This is a genomic window from Deinococcus betulae, assembly GCF_020166395.1.
Classification (GTDB): domain Bacteria; phylum Deinococcota; class Deinococci; order Deinococcales; family Deinococcaceae; genus Deinococcus; species Deinococcus betulae.
Window position 1 is genome coordinate 73,238 of sequence record NZ_JAIQXU010000002.1, and the last position, 19,265, is coordinate 92,502.

Below are 19,265 nucleotides of genomic sequence, written 5' to 3' on the forward strand. Positions count from 1 at the left end.
TCAGGCCTTGGCCGGCCGGCCAGCCGCCGCAGGCCGCAGAGTCTGCCGGTGCTGAAGGTACAGCGCCGCCCCCACCAGCAGTTCGGTGAGCAGCACCGCCTCGGCCATCCCCAGTGGGCCGCCGCCCGGTACCAGCGCCACAATCAGCGCGGCGTTGAGCAGCGCCCCCCCGGCCACCGTGAGGTTAAAGGCGCGGTCATGGCCCAGGGGCACCAGCCAGAACAGCCCAAACACCATATTCACGCCGATGACCAGAGGCAAGGGGGCCAGCGCACGCAGCACCGGCACCGCCGCCTCAAAGCCTGGCCCCAGCAGCAGGGCCACCAGCAGCGGGGCCGTCAGCCAGGTGCCAGCGCTCATGAGGGCGCCCACGCCGCCCATCAGCCACAGGCCCCTGGGCAGCAGGGCCTGAAGCGGCGCTGGCCCGGCTTCGGCCGCCTGGGCAAACCGGGGATACAGCGCGCGGTTCAGGGGCGTCAGGAGGCCTTGCACTGCCCGGACAATGCGCTCGGCCCCGGCGTAAGCCCCCACCAGGCTGGCCGGCACGAACAGGCCCAGCAAAAAAGCGCTGGCGGTGCTGTAAAAAGCCGCCGACCCTCGGAACAGAAACAGGGGCCAGCCCAGGCGCAGGGTCCCCCAACTCCGGCGCCAGGTGGGCCTCAAAAACGGCGTGTCGCGGTGGGCCAGATGCAGGGCGTAGGCATTGGCCAGCAGGGTGGCGCCGGCGGTCAGGGCCGGTACCAGCCAGGCGTCCGCTGGCCGCCGAATCAGCAGCAGGATGCCGGCGGTCACCGCCACCTTGGCGGCGATGTCCAGGCTGGCCACGCGGGTCAGGCGCTCTAGGCCCTGGAAGTACCACAGCAGACTGAACGCCTGCGCGGCGCCCCAGGCGACGGCGGCCCAGAGCAGCAGCGGCTGGTGCAGGGCCGGCACCGTCGCCTGGGCCAGCAGGGTCAGCCCTGCCACGCCCAGGGTCATCAGCAGCCGGGCGCCCAGCACCCCCGACAGCAGCTCGGCCCGGCGCCCCGGCTGGTCCTGCGCCCGCGCCACCTCGCGGGTAGCGGAGAGGTCAAAGCCGTAATCCACCAGCAGACAGACCACGCCGGCAAACGCCTGGGCAATCGCCAATGCCCCCCAGGCCTGAGGCCCCAGGGTCCGGGCCAGAAACGGCACCGTCAGCAGCGGCAGCAGGTAGGTGGCCAGTTGCACCCCGTACAGGGCCGCAATATTGCGCGGGGTGCGGCGGCCTGCCTCAGGCGGGGTCGCAGTCATGCATGTTCCGCTGGCAGCCCACTGGGATGGTAGCCGTAGCCGTACCCATAGGCGGTGGCCATATGACGGGGATCAATCTTATTAAACGCCACTCCGATCACGCTGGCGCTGGCCAGTTCCAGGGTGTCCAGCAGCCGCTGCACGCCCGACATGTTGGCCTTGCCCGGCTCCAGCACAATCAGGACGCCGCTGACCATTGAGGCCAGCTCCAGGGGGTCAGAAATGGCCAGGGCCGGCGGCGCGTCCACCAGCACCACGTCGTAGCCCTGAGACCAGGTGTGCAGGGCGGCGCGAAAGGCCTCGGTGGGCAGCCGGGTGGCGCCGCCCTCGTGGGGCGCCGTGACCACCAGGTGCAGGTGGTCAGTCAGGCGCCGGGCCTGAGCGGCCTCGGGGTTACGCAGCGCGGCCTGAAGGGCGCGGGCTTCCTCGCCGGGAAACGGCGCGGCCTGGGGCAGGTTGACCCAGCTGGCGGTTTCGGCCGCCAGGCCCCAGAGGGCGCGCTGGGTTGGGTGCCGCACGTCCGCCTCGATCAGCAGGGTGCGCAGGCCACCCGCCGCAAAGCTGCCGGCCAGGCCGGCCACCAGCGTGGATTTACCGTCGCCGGGCAGCAGCGAGGTCACCATCACGGTTTTGGGCTGCTGACCCAGGCGGCCGCGGATGTTGCTGGCCAGAAAGGTCACGCTGTCGGCGCCTTTGCCCTTGTGCATCATGGTGAGCACCGACTGGCCTTTTTTCACCACGCGCAGCCGGGGCACCTCGCCCAGCAGCCGCAGGTGCATGCCGCGCAGGTCAATGTCCGAGGACACGGTCCGCGACAGCGAGGACCGCAGCAGAATCAGGGCCGTGGCCGCCAGCAGGGCGAACAGACCCGCCACCGCCGCGTTGCGCGCAGGCTGAGGCGACACCGGTTTCAGGGGCGTGACCGCCTGGGCCACCAGGGCCAGCGACCCCACCACAGCCCGTTCCAGGGCGCGCAGGTTGTTCAGGTCATTGGTGCGCACGGACTGCTGGTTCAGCAGGGTCAGCTGCTCGCGGGTGGGGGTTGTGCCCACTGGCCCCAGCCGTGCCAGCCGCGTTTCAGTGTCGCTCAGCTGGACTTCCAGTGCCTCACGGGCCGAGCTGACCTTCACGAGGCCGCGCTGGGCGTCCCAGGTAATCAGGGCGCTGGTGGCTAGATTGGCCAGCTGCGCCGCCACGCGGGGGTTGGGGTGCCGGGCACTAATGGTGTAAATACCGTTGCCGTACATGTCCACGTCGCCCGCCGCCCGCACGGTGCTGGACCGGCCAGCGGCGGCCTCGTTGAGCAGCTTGCGCTGGAGGGCGGCGCGCGCCTCGGGGGTCAGACCCGTTACCTTCTGAAGCCCGGCGTTGATGGTACGCAGCACATTCAAATTCAGCAGCGCCCCTTGCAGGGCGCCGGACGGCAGCGGCGGCGCGCTGACCAGGGTCTGGTTGACCGTCTGGTTGCCGGTCTGGTTGCCGGTCGAAACGATCATGGTGCTGGCCTTGTAAAGAGGCGTCTGCTGCTTGAAATAGGCGTAGGTGGACACGCCCACCACAGCGGCCGACAGCGCGATCACCCAGGCCGACCGCTTGAGCACCTGAAGCGAACGGGTCAGGTCAATGACATCTGGTGCGGTCCGGTCATTCATGCGCCTTTCCTCCTGCGGCGGGCCCGAGGGTCAGGAGGCCTGGGTCCGGTGTGGCCCCGCCTGGCCGACGGCGGCGCGGCTCAGGGACTGGCTCGGCGGGAACGGCGTGTGACCTGGCGACCCTGACGGCCCGCGCCGCCACCAGCCCGTACGCCACCCAGGCCCAGGCCATGGTGCCGGGCACGACGGTGGCGTGGGCGTCCCAGATTCCCGACAGCCATAGGGCCGCCACGCCCGCCAGCAGCGAGGCACCCAGGGCGTCCTGAAGGGGCGCGGCGGCCAGGGTCAGGATCAGCAGCAGCACGTATAGGGCCAAGCCGGTCCAGCCCAGCTCGATGGCGAGCTGATAGTAGTCGTTGTGGGCGTAATTCACGAAGTTGAAGGCGAGGTCATTGGGCCCTTCGGCCTGGGCTGGCCGGAAGCGGGGAATAAAGGCGACAAAGTTGCCGGGCCCCACCCCGGTGACAGGCGCCGCCTGCGCGGCCTGCGCGTCCATGGCCCAGAGCTTGCCCCGCTCGATCAGAAAGCGGTCCACACTTTTGGTCTGAATGCCCCCCATCGCCCGGTCCAGCGCCTGACGCCCCTGGGGGGTGGCCAGCAGCAGGGTGCTGGCGCCCACCCCCAGCAGCAGGGCGGCAGCGGCCAGCTGACCCCAGCGGCGCTGGCGCCGCCACACGGCCAAAACAGCCGCCAAGGCGCCGGCCAGCAGCGCGGTGGGAAGACTGGAGGAATTGGTCAGCAGCAGGGAAGCGGTCAGAACAAGGCCCGCCACCAAGCCGGCGCCGCGCAGCCACCACTGCGGGCCCTGCGCCAGCGCCCAGACGCATACCGGCAGGGCCAGCGTCACGAAACCGGTGTAATGACTGGGGTGGTAGTAGGTGCCGCTGAGGGTGGCCGGGTCAACCTGCAAGGTCCAGCCGCCCCCCAGATGCTGAACGGCCACGTAAGCCGCCATGACCGCCACCACCGCCATCAGCCAGAGGCCAAAGGCCTGGCGCCGCCGCGCTGAGACCAGCAGGCCGCGCGCCGCATAGGCCGCGAGCAGGACACTGGCCAGCAACAGGCCCTGCTGAACGGCATTGGCAGGCGCGCGCAGCACGCTCAGGCCCACCCAGGCCAGCAGGGTCCAGAGGCACAGGGTCCAGGAGGAGCGCCAGACCTGACCAGAGGCCGGCGAAAGGGTCAAGGCAGCCAGGTAAAAGCCGCCGGCCAGCAGGCCCAGCACTGTCAGACCTGCCCGGCCACCAGAAAAGGCGCTGCCCTGGGCCAGCGGCCCCCAGGCCACGAAAGCGCACAGGGCCGCCAGAGAGGCCCATTCGAGGACGCGGGGCAGGCTGGGATTCAGGGTGGTCACGGGCCGCTCCTGAGCCGCTCCTCGGCGGCCTGTGAATACTCATTGGGCTTGATGTGGGCGGCGGCCCGGTAGACCCTGAGGGCCGCCGAGGGTTGCCCCAGCTTTTCCAGGGTCTGGGCGCGGTCCACCAGCAGCCCTGGATTCCGGGGATCGTTGACCAGCGCGCGCAAGTACGCCTGATTGGCCTGACGATAGGCCCCAGAGAGGGCCAGGGTGCGGGCCAGTTCTGCGGGTGCCGTGGCGCTCAGGGGGTTCAGGGCCGACGCCCGCTCGTAGGCTGTCAGGGCCGAGGTCAGCAGCTCGGGCTTCAGGCGAAAAAACCAGGCGGCGCGGTAAGTCTGCCCCAGTTCCGCCCATAGCTCGGCCGAGGCAGGCGTGCGCCGCAGCGCCGCTTCCAGAATGCTCCAGGCCTGGTCGTACTCACCGTTCTGGCGCAGGGCTTCGGCCTGGTCGCGCGCCCGACTGGCCAGATAACCTTGAACGGCCACGCTACATAGCGCGGCCGTTCCGGTCAGCATCAGGCCAGCCGTGACCAGGGCAAGGGGTCGGGGCAGCGTCACCTCAGTTGCGGGGGGTCATGGGCGTCACCGCAGTCTGACTGGCGGCGGCCAGGGCGTTGGCGGCTGGCGGGTTATTGAGCAGGTTGGTCAGCAGATTGGAGCCACTGACCGTATAGCCCACACTGCGCAGGAACGCGAGGGCCAGTTCTGGCGTGAGGACCTTGCCCTGAATGCGGTTGACGCAGCGGAATTCCAGAAACACCATGGCCTGCACCCCCACGTTGGTGGGCTGACGCTGGAGCAGATTCAGGGTCGGCTCTGTCAGGCAGTATTTTTGGGCGTTGAACGCGCGTGACACGACCTTGGTGGTGCCGTCTTCGGTCCAACGCACACCTGTCATGGACACGTCCCCGGCCCGAGCCAGACGCATGACCAGACTCTGCGCGTCGCCCGTCAGCGGCGCGGCGGCCGCCACTGAACCCATCACCAGCACGGTAAGTAGCGCTCCGTTCCTTTGGTTCATACGTCCTCCTTGGATCACAGCGCCTGGACCACGGGCCCGGCGCTGAGACGAGACAAATGAGATACCGCTCATGATGAGAGGTGACCGCACTGAGAAGCAGTCGCTCAGGATGACTGAACGCAGGAATCTTTTAAGAAGGTGAGGCCAGTTTTGCTCATTATTCAGACAGTTCAACTGCCCAAAATGATGATCATTTTTAGGTAAGCGAGAAGGGAAGATTCACGTTTGAAACATCATTTCTCGAATCTGACTACCAATTAGCTAAGCGCGACTATAGAGAGTTTATTCATCTTTTACACAAGGTGAGAAACTTCATGGACAGAATTGACGTTGCGGCTTCGGTATGCCTAACTGATGTCCACAACCTTCCGTGGTTGAGATGACGTAAGCCAGGCTGAACGTCACGGCAGTACCTCTGCTGGCCACTGGCCGCTTTGGGCAACAGACGCAAGGCGAACATTCAGGGGCAACACCAAGGCTCTCTGCCTGCGCAGAGCCGGAGGGGCCGCATGAAAAAGTCGATTTCCAACCGAGACGTTGAGCGCATCGCCCAGCACGCTGGCCTCTCTACCCATCAGGTGCGTGAGGCGCTGGCGCTTCGGGGCACCATGCCTGCTGAGACCATAGAGCAGGTCAGGGCCAGTGCCCTGGCGCTGCGCTACACCATCAGTGCGCGTGACCGCGTGGCGATGGCCGCCAATACCTCGGTCGCCACCGTGAACCGCGCCTACCGGCCGGACGCGCGGCATCTGGTGCGGCCCGACCTGCTGCGCCGCATCGAAGACGAGGCGGACCGGCTAGGCTATACCCCCGACCTGGTGGCCCAGGCCCGGCGCAGCCACGGCAGCCCGATTGTCGCGCTGTGTGTGGATATCGAGCAGCTGTTTAACCCCTACCACGCGCAGATGCTCCTGTACCTGATGAGGACGTTCCTACAGCGCGAGCGCCACCCTGTCATTACACCCATTACCAGCGGCCGCGCCCTGCCGGAACTAGCGCAGTCCGGCGTCACGAGCAGTGTGGTGCTGTGGGAGGGCCGGCACACCCGGCATCAGGCGACGTTGCTGGCCGCCACTGGCCGTCAAGCGGTGCTCATCGGCCGGCATGAAGGACTGCCCAGCGTGGCTCCGGACTGGGTGAGTGCGTCTGAACATTTGATTCAGCGCGCACTGGACAGTGGCTACGACCTGCTGCATCTGGGGTATTTCAGCCCCGATCACTGGTTTCCCGGCGCCCGGTTAGAAGGCCTGGCCCGTGTGCTGAACAGCCATTTCGGGCCAAGGCCGGAACTGCGGATGTGGGTCAACCCGGAGCATAACCACGCGCAGACGGTCTCGACCCTGCGTCAGCGGGCCCTACACCAGGCGGCAGATCTGTTCGAGCAGCTTGCCGTCACGCCGGGCGCGCTTGAGGTGCGCCGGGCACGGCGAGGCACTGCCATTACCGAAGAGCTGATGGCCGAACTGGACTTCTGGGTCGGCGAACGCCGGCAACGGGTGGCGGTGCTGGGTCTGTCAGACCTCACAGCCCGGCTGCTGCTGCACACCCTGGAAACCGAGCGGCCTGACTGGGTGCTGGGCCGTGAGGTCGGCCTGGTGGGCTACGACAACATCGAGCCTCTCCTGAGCTATCTCCAGCCTGTGCTGACCACCGTCGCTTATGACATGGACGCGCTGTCTCAGCTGGTGGCCGACATGACGCTGGCGCCCCGCAGCAGCCAAGGGCCGGATACCTTTGAAGTCGTGCCCACCACGGTGGTAGACCGGCAGTCGCTGTAGGAAAGGTGGAGAATCCATGACCGGTTCGGCCCAGGTTAAGAGGTCGCCACTTCTGGACCCAGGCGCCCGCGAAAGGCCTTGCAGGCCCTTCGAATGGATGTCGCCTGCAACGCTCTCGCATGCAGAAAGCACCGGGGCACCGAAGCCACGTTCTTCGATGTCTCTCTATTCCGTCTGGTGGAACTGGCTTCAGTGTCGCGGCAAGACCCTCTACCAGCTCAAAGCAGAGATTGCCGCAGGCTGTCCTATAAGCGCCTGCCTTTTCTTAACTCTTCTTTATCAATTTCAAGGAGACAACCTCAGCTTTCAGGCCTTGAACTCATCTTGGCGCGCTCCCCTAGCGCCTGATCTCGGCGACAGTAGAGGGGGAAATAGCCGCCGCCCTCTCATTCTTAGCAGCTGGCTCCAACGAGATCTCCAGAATCGAAATAAGCCTAGCTGTGTGAAACCACTGTTAAGCGCCCACTCGCAAGACGCAGGGCTTCTGACAGTACAGGCGCACAATTCGATTCAAAGCAGGCCATGCGTCCGTTCACGTTTGAAGCTACCCGAACCTCCCGGGGCGTCATGACGACGCCCCGGTTTTGTGAGGTCCACTTCTCTCTGTGGCCGGCCATGAGGTGCCGCATGCTGACCCTCACACCCTCTATCGCGTAATGTGTAGTTCTTCCTACAGAGTTCGGCGTAGCCCCTTCTGCTTCCCTTCTTCCCCTTCGCTGGCCCCAGGTGACGTTATGACCTACGATTCGTCTGCACCTCTCTCCTTGCTGCCCACAACGGACATGCAGCTCCGGGCACTTGAGGCGCAGGTACAGGCTCTCCAGGTCGAGGCGGCACACGTCAGAACTCTCTTTCAAGACGCGCCTCACCCAGCCTTTCTACTCAATGACCAGGGCCGCATCGTGGAGGTCAACACTCAGGGTGCCGCGCTACTGGGGTCAATCCCCGCGCTGCTGCTGGGGCGCCCGCTGCTTAACGCGCTGGTGCCAGACAGCCAAGCTGCCCTCACGTCGCTGCTGAGTCGTGTCCTGAGCGGCCTCAGCACACACCGCCGTGAGGTGTGCTTCGCTGGGCCAAACAGCCAACCACTGGACATGGTTCTGGTCGCCAGTCTGTACGTTCGTGCAGATGGAGTGCGCCTGTGTCATCTCAGCGCCACCGATGTCACGGCGTTCAAGGCGGCGCACCAGTCTCTGCTCGCCATCACTCAGGGCATGGAACACGAGCTGCGCCGCCAGACCGTCCGGTTAAAACAGCTTGGCGATGAATTCAGAGACGTGACGCTGGCCGCCGAGCGTGAACTTGGCACCACCCTGACCCGGGCGCAAAACTTCCTGACCTTACTGGAGCGACAAACGGAACCGGACGACCGCCTGCATTCACTGAGCCATGTCGCCACAGCGGTGCAGCACACCCAGGGGCTACTGACCTCTCTGAAGGGTTACATGCAGGCCCGGATGATCCGGGCGCGACTGCGCCCTATCGACCTCAACCGGGTGCTCCGGGAAGTCCTCAAAGAGTTGGAACCGCTCCAGAGCGACCGGGTGATCCAACTGTCCCGCGTGCCGCTGCCGACCCTTCAAGGTGACCATCAGGTCTTTCAGATTATTTTCCACGAGTACCTTGCCAATGCCCTGAAGTTCACCCGGACGCGGCCACAAGCCCAGCTCCGGTTCTTGGTAAAGGAAACAGAAAAAGACTATTGGATTGGCCTTGAGGACAACGGCGTCGGCTTCAACATGCGCCAGAAGGAGAAAGCCTTTGAGCTGTTCGGGCGGTTACACCCGGCAGAGCTGTACGAAGGCGCAGGGGTGGGCCTGGCGGTGGTGCGGCGCCTGTGTGAACGCTTTGGGGGCCGGGCCTGGGGCGAGGGGAAGGTCGAGCAGGGGGCCACGTTCTGGTTCGCCTGGCCTAAGGAACCCAGAGGAGATTAGGCCGGAACCCTGGGAAAGCCTCTGCGTCAGTTCAATGAGGGCCCTGGAGAATCTCCCCGCAGGAGGGACTCCAGATCAGTCACCGTTTCGTCGCGTGGAAAGGCGAGGACAATCCGGCCCCCATTCAGGCGGGACTCGGCCCACGCCCAGCCCCCGTGCCGGGCCAGAATGCGCCGCACCTGCACCAGCCCACCGCCCTCTAGCAGTGGCACTGTCTGCTCGGTGCGCACCGCGAGGTCAAAGAGGGTGGCCGCTTCCTCGCCGCTCAGGCCTACCCCGTCGTCCTGCACCGTGACCCACACTTCACCCTCAACCTCCTGACTGGTGACGTCTATATACCGCGCGCCCCGAGTCTCACTGAGCGTGAAGGTCAGCAGCACCGTCAGGGCCTGCGTCAACAGCGCCCGGTCCGCCCGCACGATAGGCAGGGGCTGAATCAGCCACTCTGTCCGGCGCGCTGTGGTCGCCTTGGCCTGCATCTCGGCAAACAGCTCGCCCAGTGGCAACAACTCCCGGTTGAGGGTCTGGTCTTCCAGGTGGGCGAGTTGCCGCAGGTCCTGCGCAACGCCCCGGAGGCGCGCCAGCTCGTCCTGAAGCGCCGAAAGCACCTGTGGGGAGAGGTCGGTCAGCAGTTGCTCGGCGCGCCCAGGGTCCAGAAACTGGCTGAAGTAGCCCACCGGGGCTTCGAGGTTCCGGGCCGTGCGGGTAATCAGCGCCCCCAGTTCTGCATTGAGGTCTGCGAGGCGGCGGGTGCGCTCCTCTATGCGCTCTTCAAGTCCTGTGTTGAGCGCGCGCAGCTCCTCTTCTGCGCGTTTCAGGGCGTTCACGTCCGTCACCACATGCACCTGCCCGGTGATGTGGCCCCCAGCGTCCCGCAGCGGCACCGCCGAGACCTGCGTCCAGACATGCGAGCCGTCGTCCAGGGTGTACAGCATGTCAATCCCCGGCACGACCTTTTCGCCGCGCAGGGCCCGCGCGCCGGGAAAGTTATGCGGTTCCACGCGCTGGCCCTCGGCACTAAACCCGGCCCAGCGTGCCTGCCGCTCTGGGTCCAGGGAAGGCAGAAGGCCTGTGGGCAGGAAGCGGTGCAGTTCCTGGTTGCTGAGCCGCAGCGTGCCCGCCGTATCGGTAAAGCCAACGCCTACCGGCAGCACCTCGAAGATGGCCGCCAGCCGCGCCTCGCTCTGGCGCAGCGCCTCCTCTGCCTGCTTACGGTCCGTGATGTCGTAGGAAACGGCCAGAGCCGCGGAGATGCGCCCTGACGGAGTTCTGAGCGGCACCCCACGGGTAATGAACGCGCGGCCATGCGCGGTGTGTTCCACCTCGAAACTTTCGCCCGCCAGCGCCTGACGGTAGCGCATCTCGTAGTCGGCCACCAGTTCGGGGGGCATGGCCTGCGCGACAGAGCGGCCGACCAGATCTTCCGGGGTCACGCCAGCGGCTATCAGGGCTTCACCCTGCGCCAGCACGTACCGCAGCTCTTGGTCCACCACAAAAACTGCACTTCCTGGCAGATGCTCAACCAGGGCCCGCAGGCGGCTTTCCGAGTCGGTGAGGGCCTCTTCCACCTGGGCGCGTTGGGCAGCGGTCCAGGTGCGCTCGGCAGTTTCTTCCAGCAGCATGGTTGCACCAGGGGCGCTGCTGTGGGGAGTCTCAAAATGCACCACGAAACAGGCGGCCAGCCGGCCAGCCTTCATCAGCGGCGCGACCATGAAGGCGCGGCAGCCGGCGGCGGCCAAAGCCTCTTTCTGCTCTGGGGTGAGGTCGTCTGCTGCCTGAACGTCCTCGCATGTGATGAGCCGCCCTTCAAGCAGCGCCTCAAGCCGTGATGAACCGACACCGGCCCAACTGAAGGTCTGACCCAGCAACGGGTCAAGCCCACCGGCAACGTCTTCGGCCATGACGGTGTACGTCACACCTTCCCCACTGGCCTCGCCGTAGCCCACCCGACTGGCACCCAGATGGGTTCTGAGCAACCGGCTGGCTTCGCGCTGGATGAGAAGCGGCTCGGTCAGGGGCCGCAGGACGTCGGACAGGTCGAGCAAGTAAACCTGACGTTTTTCGGCAACCTTGCGTGCGGTGATGTCGTTGAAGACGGCCACCACAAACGGGCTGCCCTGACTCCCGACCCGCGAGTACTGCGTGGTGATCCAGCGGCGCATGTCGGCGTTGTAGCCCTCGGTGCGCTCCGAAACCCCGGTGCGGTAAACCCGCGTTACCGCCTCCAGCCAATGTGACTCCAGCTGTGGAAACAGCTCGCTGGCCCGTTTGTCCACGGCAGCGCGGAGGCCCGTCTGGTGCTCAAACGCCGCGTTTGTTTCGCGGTAGCAGAGGTCAGCGACCTGGCCGGACTCATCAAGGACGAGTTCCATGACGCACAGCCCTTCGTCAATTGACTCGAACAGGGTGCGGTACTTTTCCTCCGAGGCCCGCATGGCCTCTTCTGCCCGCTTGCGGTCAGTCACGTCGCTCCAGAAAATCGCCACGCCGGTGTCCTGCATGGGATAGGCGCGCATCTCAAGCCACCGAGATTGCCTATCAGGCCAGCGGTATTCGTGCTCAAGAGAATCAGGCGTGCGCTGCTGCGCCACGCGCCTGAGTAGCTCGCCAACTGGCGAGTTCTCGGTGCCAGGAAACACTTCCCAGTGTGTTCGGCCGATCAGTTCCTCACGCGGGCGGCCATCCAGCCGGAGCGTTTCTTCGTTGACATCCAGAATCGTGAAGTCATCGCCGAGCAGCGCAAAGCCCTCGGCCATCGAATCAAGCACGGCGCGCAGCTGCTCTTCACTGCTGTGCAGTGCTTCCTCCGCGCGGGCGCGCTCGATAGCCACCCAGGTGCGCTCGGCGACCTCACGGGTCAGTGCGATCTCGGCCTCGCTCCAGTCTCTCGGTCTGGTCTGATTGACCGACAGCAGCGCGGCAAAGCGGCCACCCTTGACCAGCGGCACGCCAATCACTGCCCGCGTGTCGAACGCCGCGTAAGCCGCCCGGTCCGCTGCACTGAGCGTAGAGTCAGTGTCGCTGTCGGCCACGCTGGACAGTTGCCCGGCCTGCCACTGGGCCAGCCGCCCCCGCTGAAAATCGGATATGGGGAAGCGGCCCGCGCAGCTGGGTACCCCATCGGCGTAGTCGTGCTGAACGCTCCAGAAGTCGCCACCAGGGTCTACTGTGGCGTAAAAGACCCGGTTGGCGCCCAGTTCCTGGCCCAGCAGCCGCACGGCCGTGCGCTCCATCTCGGCACTGCCGGCCAGGGGACGCAGGGCGTCACTGAGCTTGAGCAGGAAGGCCTGCCGCTGCTCTGCTTGCTTGCGCGCCTGGATATCTCTGAATGCGACGGATAGGCCACCCTGCGGGGTTGGCATCAGATGAATCTCGATCCAGCGGCCCAGCACTGGCGACACCGTCTCCAGGCGTTCCGGCGTTCTGGTCTGCATAACGCGCTCGTGCGCTTCATAGGCAGCGCTCCCGGCAGCCTGCGGAAAAGCCAAGAGGAAAGGCTGGCCGAGCACGTCAGCGCCCTGCTTGCCCCACTGGTCGAGTGCAGAGCGGCTGGCGAACAGGAACCGCCAGTCAGCGTCCAGCGCGTAGAAGAAGTCATCAATTCCTTCAAGCACTGTCTGAAGGGCATCTGCCGCAGAGGCGCTGGCAGGTACCGGGCGTTCCCCAGTCAGCGGCGGACGAGGCTGCTGACCCGTCAGGAGGTCGGCCGCCGTGCGGCCCAGCCCCTCCAACGGCTGCACCAGAGCCGCTGCCTCCCCCTCGTGGTGGGTGTCCGCCGAGCCTGGGCCCTGCGCCACGACCAGCCCCCCCGCGCCGCGCAAGGCACGCGCGCCCAGCCTCCCGTCGGCCTCCAGGCCCACCAGCATGACCCCCAGGGTGCGCGCCCCGAAACTGATCGCCAGGGAAGCCAGCAGCTGATCCAGCGGGCGTTCTGACGCCAGTTCACCCACCGGCGGCGTGAGGGCGCAGCGGCCACCCGGTTTCACTTCCAAGATCAACTGTGGCGGGCTGACATAGATGTGCCCCGGTTGAAGTACCGTCCCCTGTTGCGCCCAGTGAATAGGCAGCGGGGTGTGGCGCTGCAACTCTTCCAGAAGTGCCGCCTGACCACCGAAGGACGCCCCGATCACCACGGAAGCCGACAGGTCAGTAGGCAGGTCAGCCAAGATGGCCGCGAGTGCTGCCGTCCCATCAGCGGAAGGAAGCACCACCAGCACATCAAAAGGTGTCGCGGCAGCGGCTGAAGGAAGGGACATAGCTGGAGGCATTCTAGAGACCGCGCTGTGATGGCAGTCTGGATTAACCTTCAGGGCCGTCCATGTCTTTCGGGGGTCACCGTTGCCAGGGCCCCACATCCTCAGAAACAGGCGGCCGAGAAGACGCGGGGGCTGCCCAGGACAGAGGGCATCTCACTGAAGCAAGGTGGAGTATGCAGCGGTAGAGGATGAACACTCTGGAGCAGACATGACACCGCCTTGGCGGCCGATGTCATTTTGCTGCCGCTTACCTTGATCTGGACGCGGCCCGGCACAGAACTCGGCCGGCCACGCTCCACTCGATACGCTGAGCAAGGGTGCCCGCTCAAGTCCATACCAACCTGCCTGGCCCACTGTTTCAGTACGCCCCAGACCCCAGCAGCACCACCCGGAAGGTCCGGGCCAGAATGACGAGGTCCAGCCAGAGCGACCAGTTGCGCACGTAATAGGGGTCCCAGCGTTCCATGCCTGCGTTCCCAGCCGCCGAGCGGCCCGATACCTGCCACAGTCCCGTCATGCCCGGCTGCACCTGGGTTCTGAGTTGCCGGGTGCGGGGCAGGAGCTGCGCCTCGTGGTAGGCCGGCAGAGGCCGGGGGCCAACCAGACTCATGTCGCCGCGCAACACGTTCACCAGCTGCGGCAGTTCGTCCAGGCTGGTTTTCCTCAGCAGGCCGCCCAGACGGGTAATCCGGGGGTCCACGCGCAGCTTGAAGTGGGCTTCCCACTCGGCGCGCAGCGCGGCATTGTCGGCCAGGTGGCGCTGCAGGACCTGCTCGGCGCACGGCACCATCGTGCGGAATTTCCAGGTGAAGAAGCGCCGCCCGTGCTCTCCAATACGTTCCTGCAAAAAGAGGGGCGAGGTCCGGGTTTCCAGCCACAGCCCCGCCGCCAGCAGCAGGCACAGCGGTACCCAGAGCGGCGCCGTCACCAGCGTGCTGGTCAGGTCAAAGGCCCGCTTGAGCAGCCGGGCCGCCGGGTCCAGCAGGTTGCGTGTGAGTTCAAGGCCCAGGATGCCGCCCATGTCCACCGACATCGCCCAGAGCGACGGCAGGTCTGCCATGGCCGAGACCACCACCACCTTGCGGTAGGCGCGCAGGGTGCCTTCTATGAGCAGGGTAAATTCGTCGCGCTGAAGTTGCGGGAGGGCCACGATGGCCACCGGCGCCACCGGCCGCCCCAGGTCCAGCTCCTGCAGGTGGCCCAGCACCGGCACCCCCAGCACGCGGCCCGACGACACGTCGTCAAAGACACCGACGGGCAGGTAGCCCAGGCCTGGCGTGGCCTGCAGGGCCGCGATGACCCCTTCGTGGGCACCGTAGACCACAGTGGGCACGCCCCACAGCCGCGCCCGCATCAGCAGGTGCCGCACGGCAAAGCGCGCCAGCAGCACCAGGGGACAGGCGAGCAGAGCGCCCAGAATCAGCACCAGCCGGCTGACATCGCTGACCTGACCCACCAGCACGATGGCGAGCACCGTGACCCCGAACACCAGCGCCACCAGCCCGATGATGCGCCGGACTTCTTCCACCACCCCCAGGCCCCAGCTGGGCAGCAGCTTGTTCAGGTAAGCCCCCAGCAGCCAGGTGGCGGCCAGCAGCCCGCTCCAGGAAGGCAAAAACAGTTCGCCGAATAGCAGGCGGCGCAGACTGCCCGCCAGGCGCAAAGAGACTTCCAGGGCCAGCAGGTCACCGGCCAGCAGCATGGTGCCGTTCAGCACTCGGCGGCGCAAATACAGCAGGGCCAAAGACTGGGCAGCCTGCGGCAGAACTCGTTCAGCGCGGATGGTCAGCACGGGGGGGGCCTCCTGGCGGCAAAGGGCAGGGTCCAGGGCACCCTGAAGGGTGACTGGTCCGGGGGCTTATAGAGCTATGGGTCAGGTGGCGGGGTGGTGCAGCGGCAGGTCAGCGGCGGGCAGCGGCCCAGCCGGGCTGGCCTGCTGCCGGAAAGAGGCAATGGTGCGTTTTAGGCCCTCATCCAGACTGACCTCTGGGGCCCAGCCCAGCAGCGTGCGGGCCAGGGTGATGTCCGGCTGGCGCTGGCGGGGATCGTCGGCCGCCAGCGGCACAAAGCGGATCGGCAGCCCTGGATTGATGGCCGCGCGCACCACCTCAGCAAACCGCTGCATGGTGATGGCGTCTGTGCCGCCCAGATTGACCGGGCCGTGATAGGTCACGTCCATCAGGCGCCTTACGCCGCGAATCAGGTCGCTGACATACTGGAAACTGCGGGTTTGCTGGCCGTCGCCCTGCACCGTCAGGGCCTCGCCGGCCAGCGCTTGGTGAATGAAATTGGTCACCACCCGGCCGTCATCGGCTCGCATGTGGGGGCCGTAGGTATTGAAAATGCGGACGATGCGGGTGTCCAGGCCGTGAGCCCGGTGATAGGCCATGGTGATGGCCTCGGCGTAGCGCTTGGCCTCGTCGTAGCAGCTGCGCAGGCCATTGGGATTCACGTGGCCCCAGTAGGTTTCGGGCTGCGGGTGAACCAGGGGGTCGCCGTAGACCTCGGACGTGGAAGCCAGCAGAAAGCGGGCGCCCTGACGGCGGGCCAGGTTCAGGGCGTGCTGCGTGCCCTGGGCGCCGACCATCAGGGTCTCGACCGGAAACTGCTGATAGTGGGGCGGACTGGCCGGCGAGGCAAAATGCAGCACCCAGTCCAGGGGGCCAGCCACCAGCGGCAGCCCCTGACTGACATCGGCTTCAAAGAAGGTGAAACCGGGATGCCGCTTCAGCGCTTCGGTGTGGGCGGGCTGACCGCTCAGGTAGTTGTCCACCCCGATCACCTGAGCGCCAGATGTCAGCAAAGAGGCCGCCAGGTGACTGCCGATAAACCCGGCGCTGCCGGTCAGCAGCAGTCTCATGCGCCCACTTTGACGGCCGCCAGCCCGGACGCCGGCAGGAAAGCCGACTGGGGCTGCTCCCGGCCAATCTGTTCCAGAACAGCAGGGGCGGCGAGCGGCTCGCGGATGATGTTGCGGGCGTCAATCACCACGCGCCCCCGCATGGTGGCCAGCACTTCTTCCCAGTTCAGGCTGCGGAATTCGCTCCATTCTGTGGCGACGATGACCGCGTCAGCGCCGGCCAGCGCCGCCGACGCCGAGACCGCCTCGACATAGTGCAAGTGGGTCCATTCGCGGCGGGCGCGGGGCATCGCCACCGGGTCGTAGGCGACCACGGTGGCGCCCAGCCGGCCCAGCCGCAGGATGAAATCGTGGGCGGGCGCGTCACGCAGGTCGTCGGTGTCAGGCTTGAAGGCCATGCCCAGCACGGCCACCCGTTTGCCTTTCAGGAGGCGCACATGCTTTTGCAGTTTTTCGATGACCAGACTGCGCTGGCGCTCGTTGACCGTCATGGCGGCGCGCAGAATCGGCATGCTATAGCCGTAGTCCTGGCCAGTAGTAATCAGGGCGCTGGTGTCCTTGCCAAAGCAGCTGCCGCCCCAGCCGGCGCCCGCCGCCAGAAACCGCGTGCCGATGCGGTGGTCTAGCCCGATGCCGGCCGCCACCTCGTGAATATCGGCCCCCACGCATTCACACAGGCCAGCGATCTCGTTGGCGTAACTGATCTTGAGGGCCAGAAAGGCGTTGGCGGAGTATTTGATCATCTCGGCACTGGTCAGTGTGGTTTCTACCACCGCTGGGCGTTCATAGCCTCTGGGCCGGGGCACATGGGCCGGCGCTTCAAAACTCTGCTCGATGAGGGGGGCGTAGAGGGTCCGCATCTGCCCGGTGGCCCAGCTGCTGCCACCCAGCACAATGCGGTCCGGGTAGAGGCTGTCGCCCAGCGCGGTGCCCTCGCGCAGAAATTCGGGGTTAGAGACCACCTCGTAGTGGCTGGTGGCGTACAGCGCGGCGTGTTCTTCTAGAATACGCAGCACCCAGTCGCCTGTGCCGATAGGAACGGTACTTTTGTTGACGATAATCTGCGGCTTGCCGTCGAGGTGCTGCGCAATGCTGCGCACGGCCCCTTCCAGATACTGAAGATTGGGATGGCCGTCGGGCAGCGGCGGCGTGCCCACACAGACAAAGATGAAATCGGCCTCTGGAATAGCGTCGCTGTACTGGGTGGTCCAGCGCAGGTTGGGACTGGCCGCCTGCAGCAGGTCGTCCAGCCCCGGCTCGTAGATGGGCAGGGCGCCGGCCTTCAGGCTGCTGATTTTTCCCTCGTCACTGTCCAGACCCGTCACCTGATAGCCCAGGTACGCCAGCATAATGGCGGTGCCCAGCCCCACATACCCCGTTCCAACGATGGTGATGTTCATGTGCCCCCCTATGAGCTTGCCCACCTGCATTCCTGTGCTGCTCGTAATCTTTGTTTGCGGTAATCACGCGGCCGAAGCGAAAAATGAAGATAAAGGTGAAGGTCGCCCTGCGATTTATGTAGGTTAGAAGGACTGGGCAAGTGAATAACAGCTGGTCACCTTCTGGTCAGCTGTTACTCATGAAACACCGGGGTCACTTCTAAGGAAATCGCGGCCTATCTCATTCAAGAGCTTGAAATTACAAAGTTGACTGATGAGACAGCTCTACTTGGACCAAGTTGTGAAGCCTGAAGAATCTGAAGAAAAGTCAGGTTGACTTCAGATATCTCCCTGAGCAACTGCTTGTCAGAGCTGGGCACCAGTCGCTCATCTCACAGCCTCAATCCCAGGCACTCACAATGGGGACGGATGCCCTGCCAGCGGACTCAGCAGCGACATCCTCTGTTTTTTTGATGCCTGGTCTGCACGAACTGCCTCAAGGTTCTACAGGAGTGCTATGACGCAGCTGACCTCTTTACCCGGTGTGTCTGGGGGACCGCGTCTGACCGCGCCGCACACTTCCCGGCAGTCCCGCCCCCACCGTCCCCTTAAGGTTCTCGCCGTTCTGCCCTCGCTGTGGCCCGGCGGCGCCGAGATGCAGCTCGTTCACCTACTACTTAACCTGCCAGCCAGCGACTACCACTGCGAACTGGTCACCCTGTTCACCGTGCCCCAGCAAAACGCCCTTGGCGAGCGGCTGGCGCAGGCGGGCCTGCCCTGGACCGACCTGGGCATAGCGCCCGCCCTGGACCAGCCTATGGGCGCCTGGCACGCTGTCCGCAACCTCTGGCAGGCGCGCCGGCGCCTCCAGCAGCACATCAAGGCGTCCAGGCCCGACATCGTGTATTCGCGGCTGTGGTATGCGGGGGTGGCGGTCGGCACCCTGCCCCGCCGGCGACTGGAGTTTGTGCATGTCGCCAACGAGGAAAACTCGCTGCACAGTCACATTGACCGTGGCCGGGCCAAACGCTGGCTGCGCCGCTGGGTGGTGGGCCAGGCCGACCGCTGGGTGGCGCCTACCCAGGGCCTTCACGACCAGTTTGTGCGCCTGGGTACGCCGGCGCAGCGGGGCCGCGTGATCTACAATTCGACGCCCTTGCCGGCTCCGGCGGCGCGGCGCGCGCCCAGTTCGCCTCTGCGCGTCGCCGCGATGGGCCGACTGGTGCCGGACAAGGGCTTTGAGCGCCTGCTGGCCATTGCTGGCCGGCTGCGGCACACCGGGGTCAAGTTCCAGCTTGACGTGGCCGGTGAAGGCCCCGAGCGGGCGGTCCTGGAGCGGCAGGCGCGGGACCTGGGCCTTGAGAACACGGTCCGGTTTCTGGGGTACGTCGCGGAACCGCTGGCTTTTTTGCAGGAGCGGGACGTGTTTGTCCTGACCTCGCACACCGAAGGCTTTGCCAATGTGCTCGTCGAAGCGATGGCGTGCAGCCTCCCCACCGTGGCCTTTGACATTGACTTTGGCCCCCGTGAACTCGTGGTTCACGGCGAGACGGGTTATCTGGTGCAGGACGGCGACCTGGACGCCTTTGCTAGCTGCCTGCAAGCTATAGCGCAGGACCCGCAGGGCGCCCTGCGGCTGGGGCAGGCCGGCCGCACGCGGGCCGAAGAGCTGTTTTCGGTGCCGCAGATGGCCGCCGCCTTTGGCGCACTGTTCGCAGAAGCCCTGGGCCCACAGCTGCGCGCAGGAGGAGACTGAC

12 protein-coding genes are annotated in these 19,265 nt (G+C 65.8%); 3 read left to right on the plus strand and 9 right to left on the minus strand.

Annotation, left to right across the window (positions count from 1 at the left end):
* From K7W42_RS02825 to K7W42_RS02845, 5 genes are read right to left on the minus strand one after another with little or no spacing between them, the layout of a single operon-like run.
* A complete protein-coding gene (locus K7W42_RS02825; RefSeq protein ID WP_224572067.1) occupies positions 1-1,272 on the minus strand; it encodes a flippase in 1,272 nt (423 codons plus the stop codon).
* Positions 1,269-2,924: a tyrosine-protein kinase domain-containing protein gene (locus K7W42_RS02830; protein WP_224572069.1), complete on the minus strand. Its 1,656-nt coding sequence runs from the start codon at positions 2,922-2,924 to the stop codon at positions 1,269-1,271. The genes K7W42_RS02825 and K7W42_RS02830 overlap by 4 nt, the downstream gene beginning before the upstream one ends.
* Complete coding sequence (locus tag K7W42_RS02835) at positions 2,917-4,278, minus strand: O-antigen ligase family protein (RefSeq protein WP_224572071.1); 1,362 nt, start codon at positions 4,276-4,278, stop codon at positions 2,917-2,919. Before K7W42_RS02835 ends, K7W42_RS02830 begins: the two co-directional genes overlap by 8 nt.
* Positions 4,275-4,838, minus strand: coding sequence for a tetratricopeptide repeat protein (locus tag K7W42_RS02840; RefSeq protein ID WP_224572073.1), 564 nt, complete (start codon positions 4,836-4,838; stop codon positions 4,275-4,277). Before K7W42_RS02840 ends, K7W42_RS02835 begins: the two co-directional genes overlap by 4 nt.
* A 1-nt stretch (position 4,839) precedes the next feature.
* The gene (locus K7W42_RS02845; protein WP_224572075.1) at positions 4,840-5,301 is read right to left on the minus strand and encodes a hypothetical protein; all 462 of its coding nucleotides are present in this window, start codon (positions 5,299-5,301) and stop codon (positions 4,840-4,842) included.
* A 509-nt stretch (positions 5,302-5,810) separates the two neighbouring features.
* Here K7W42_RS02845 and K7W42_RS02850 point away from each other — a divergent pair.
* Positions 5,811-7,079, plus strand: coding sequence for a substrate-binding domain-containing protein (locus tag K7W42_RS02850; RefSeq protein WP_224572077.1), 1,269 nt, complete (start codon positions 5,811-5,813; stop codon positions 7,077-7,079).
* 734 nt (positions 7,080-7,813) lie between these two features.
* Entirely contained in the window at positions 7,814-9,013 is a 1,200-nt protein-coding gene (locus K7W42_RS02855; protein ID WP_224572078.1) for a sensor histidine kinase, read from the plus strand.
* A gap of 26 nt (positions 9,014-9,039) precedes the next feature.
* Here the strand turns inward: K7W42_RS02855 and K7W42_RS02860 are convergent, their stop codons facing one another.
* From K7W42_RS02860 to K7W42_RS02875, 4 genes are all read right to left on the minus strand, one after another.
* On the minus strand, positions 9,040-13,269 hold the full coding sequence (locus K7W42_RS02860; RefSeq protein WP_224572079.1) for a PAS domain S-box protein: 4,230 nt from the start codon (positions 13,267-13,269) through the stop codon (positions 9,040-9,042).
* Between the two features lie 358 nt (positions 13,270-13,627).
* Entirely contained in the window at positions 13,628-15,061 is a 1,434-nt protein-coding gene (locus tag K7W42_RS02865) for an exopolysaccharide biosynthesis polyprenyl glycosylphosphotransferase (RefSeq protein WP_224572080.1), read from the minus strand.
* Positions 15,062-15,142: 81 nt separating this feature from the next.
* Positions 15,143-16,129, minus strand: coding sequence for a UDP-glucuronic acid decarboxylase family protein (locus K7W42_RS02870; RefSeq protein WP_157459192.1), 987 nt, complete (start codon positions 16,127-16,129; stop codon positions 15,143-15,145).
* Positions 16,126-17,529: a UDP-glucose dehydrogenase family protein gene (locus K7W42_RS02875; protein ID WP_224572081.1), complete on the minus strand. Its 1,404-nt coding sequence runs from the start codon at positions 17,527-17,529 to the stop codon at positions 16,126-16,128. The genes K7W42_RS02870 and K7W42_RS02875 overlap by 4 nt, the downstream gene beginning before the upstream one ends.
* Before the next feature lie 496 nt (positions 17,530-18,025).
* On the opposite strand from K7W42_RS02875, the gene K7W42_RS02880 reads away from it, so the two are divergent.
* Positions 18,026-19,264, plus strand: coding sequence for a glycosyltransferase (locus K7W42_RS02880; RefSeq protein ID WP_224572082.1), 1,239 nt, complete (start codon positions 18,026-18,028; stop codon positions 19,262-19,264).
* The last annotated feature ends 1 nt before the right edge of the window (position 19,265 follow it).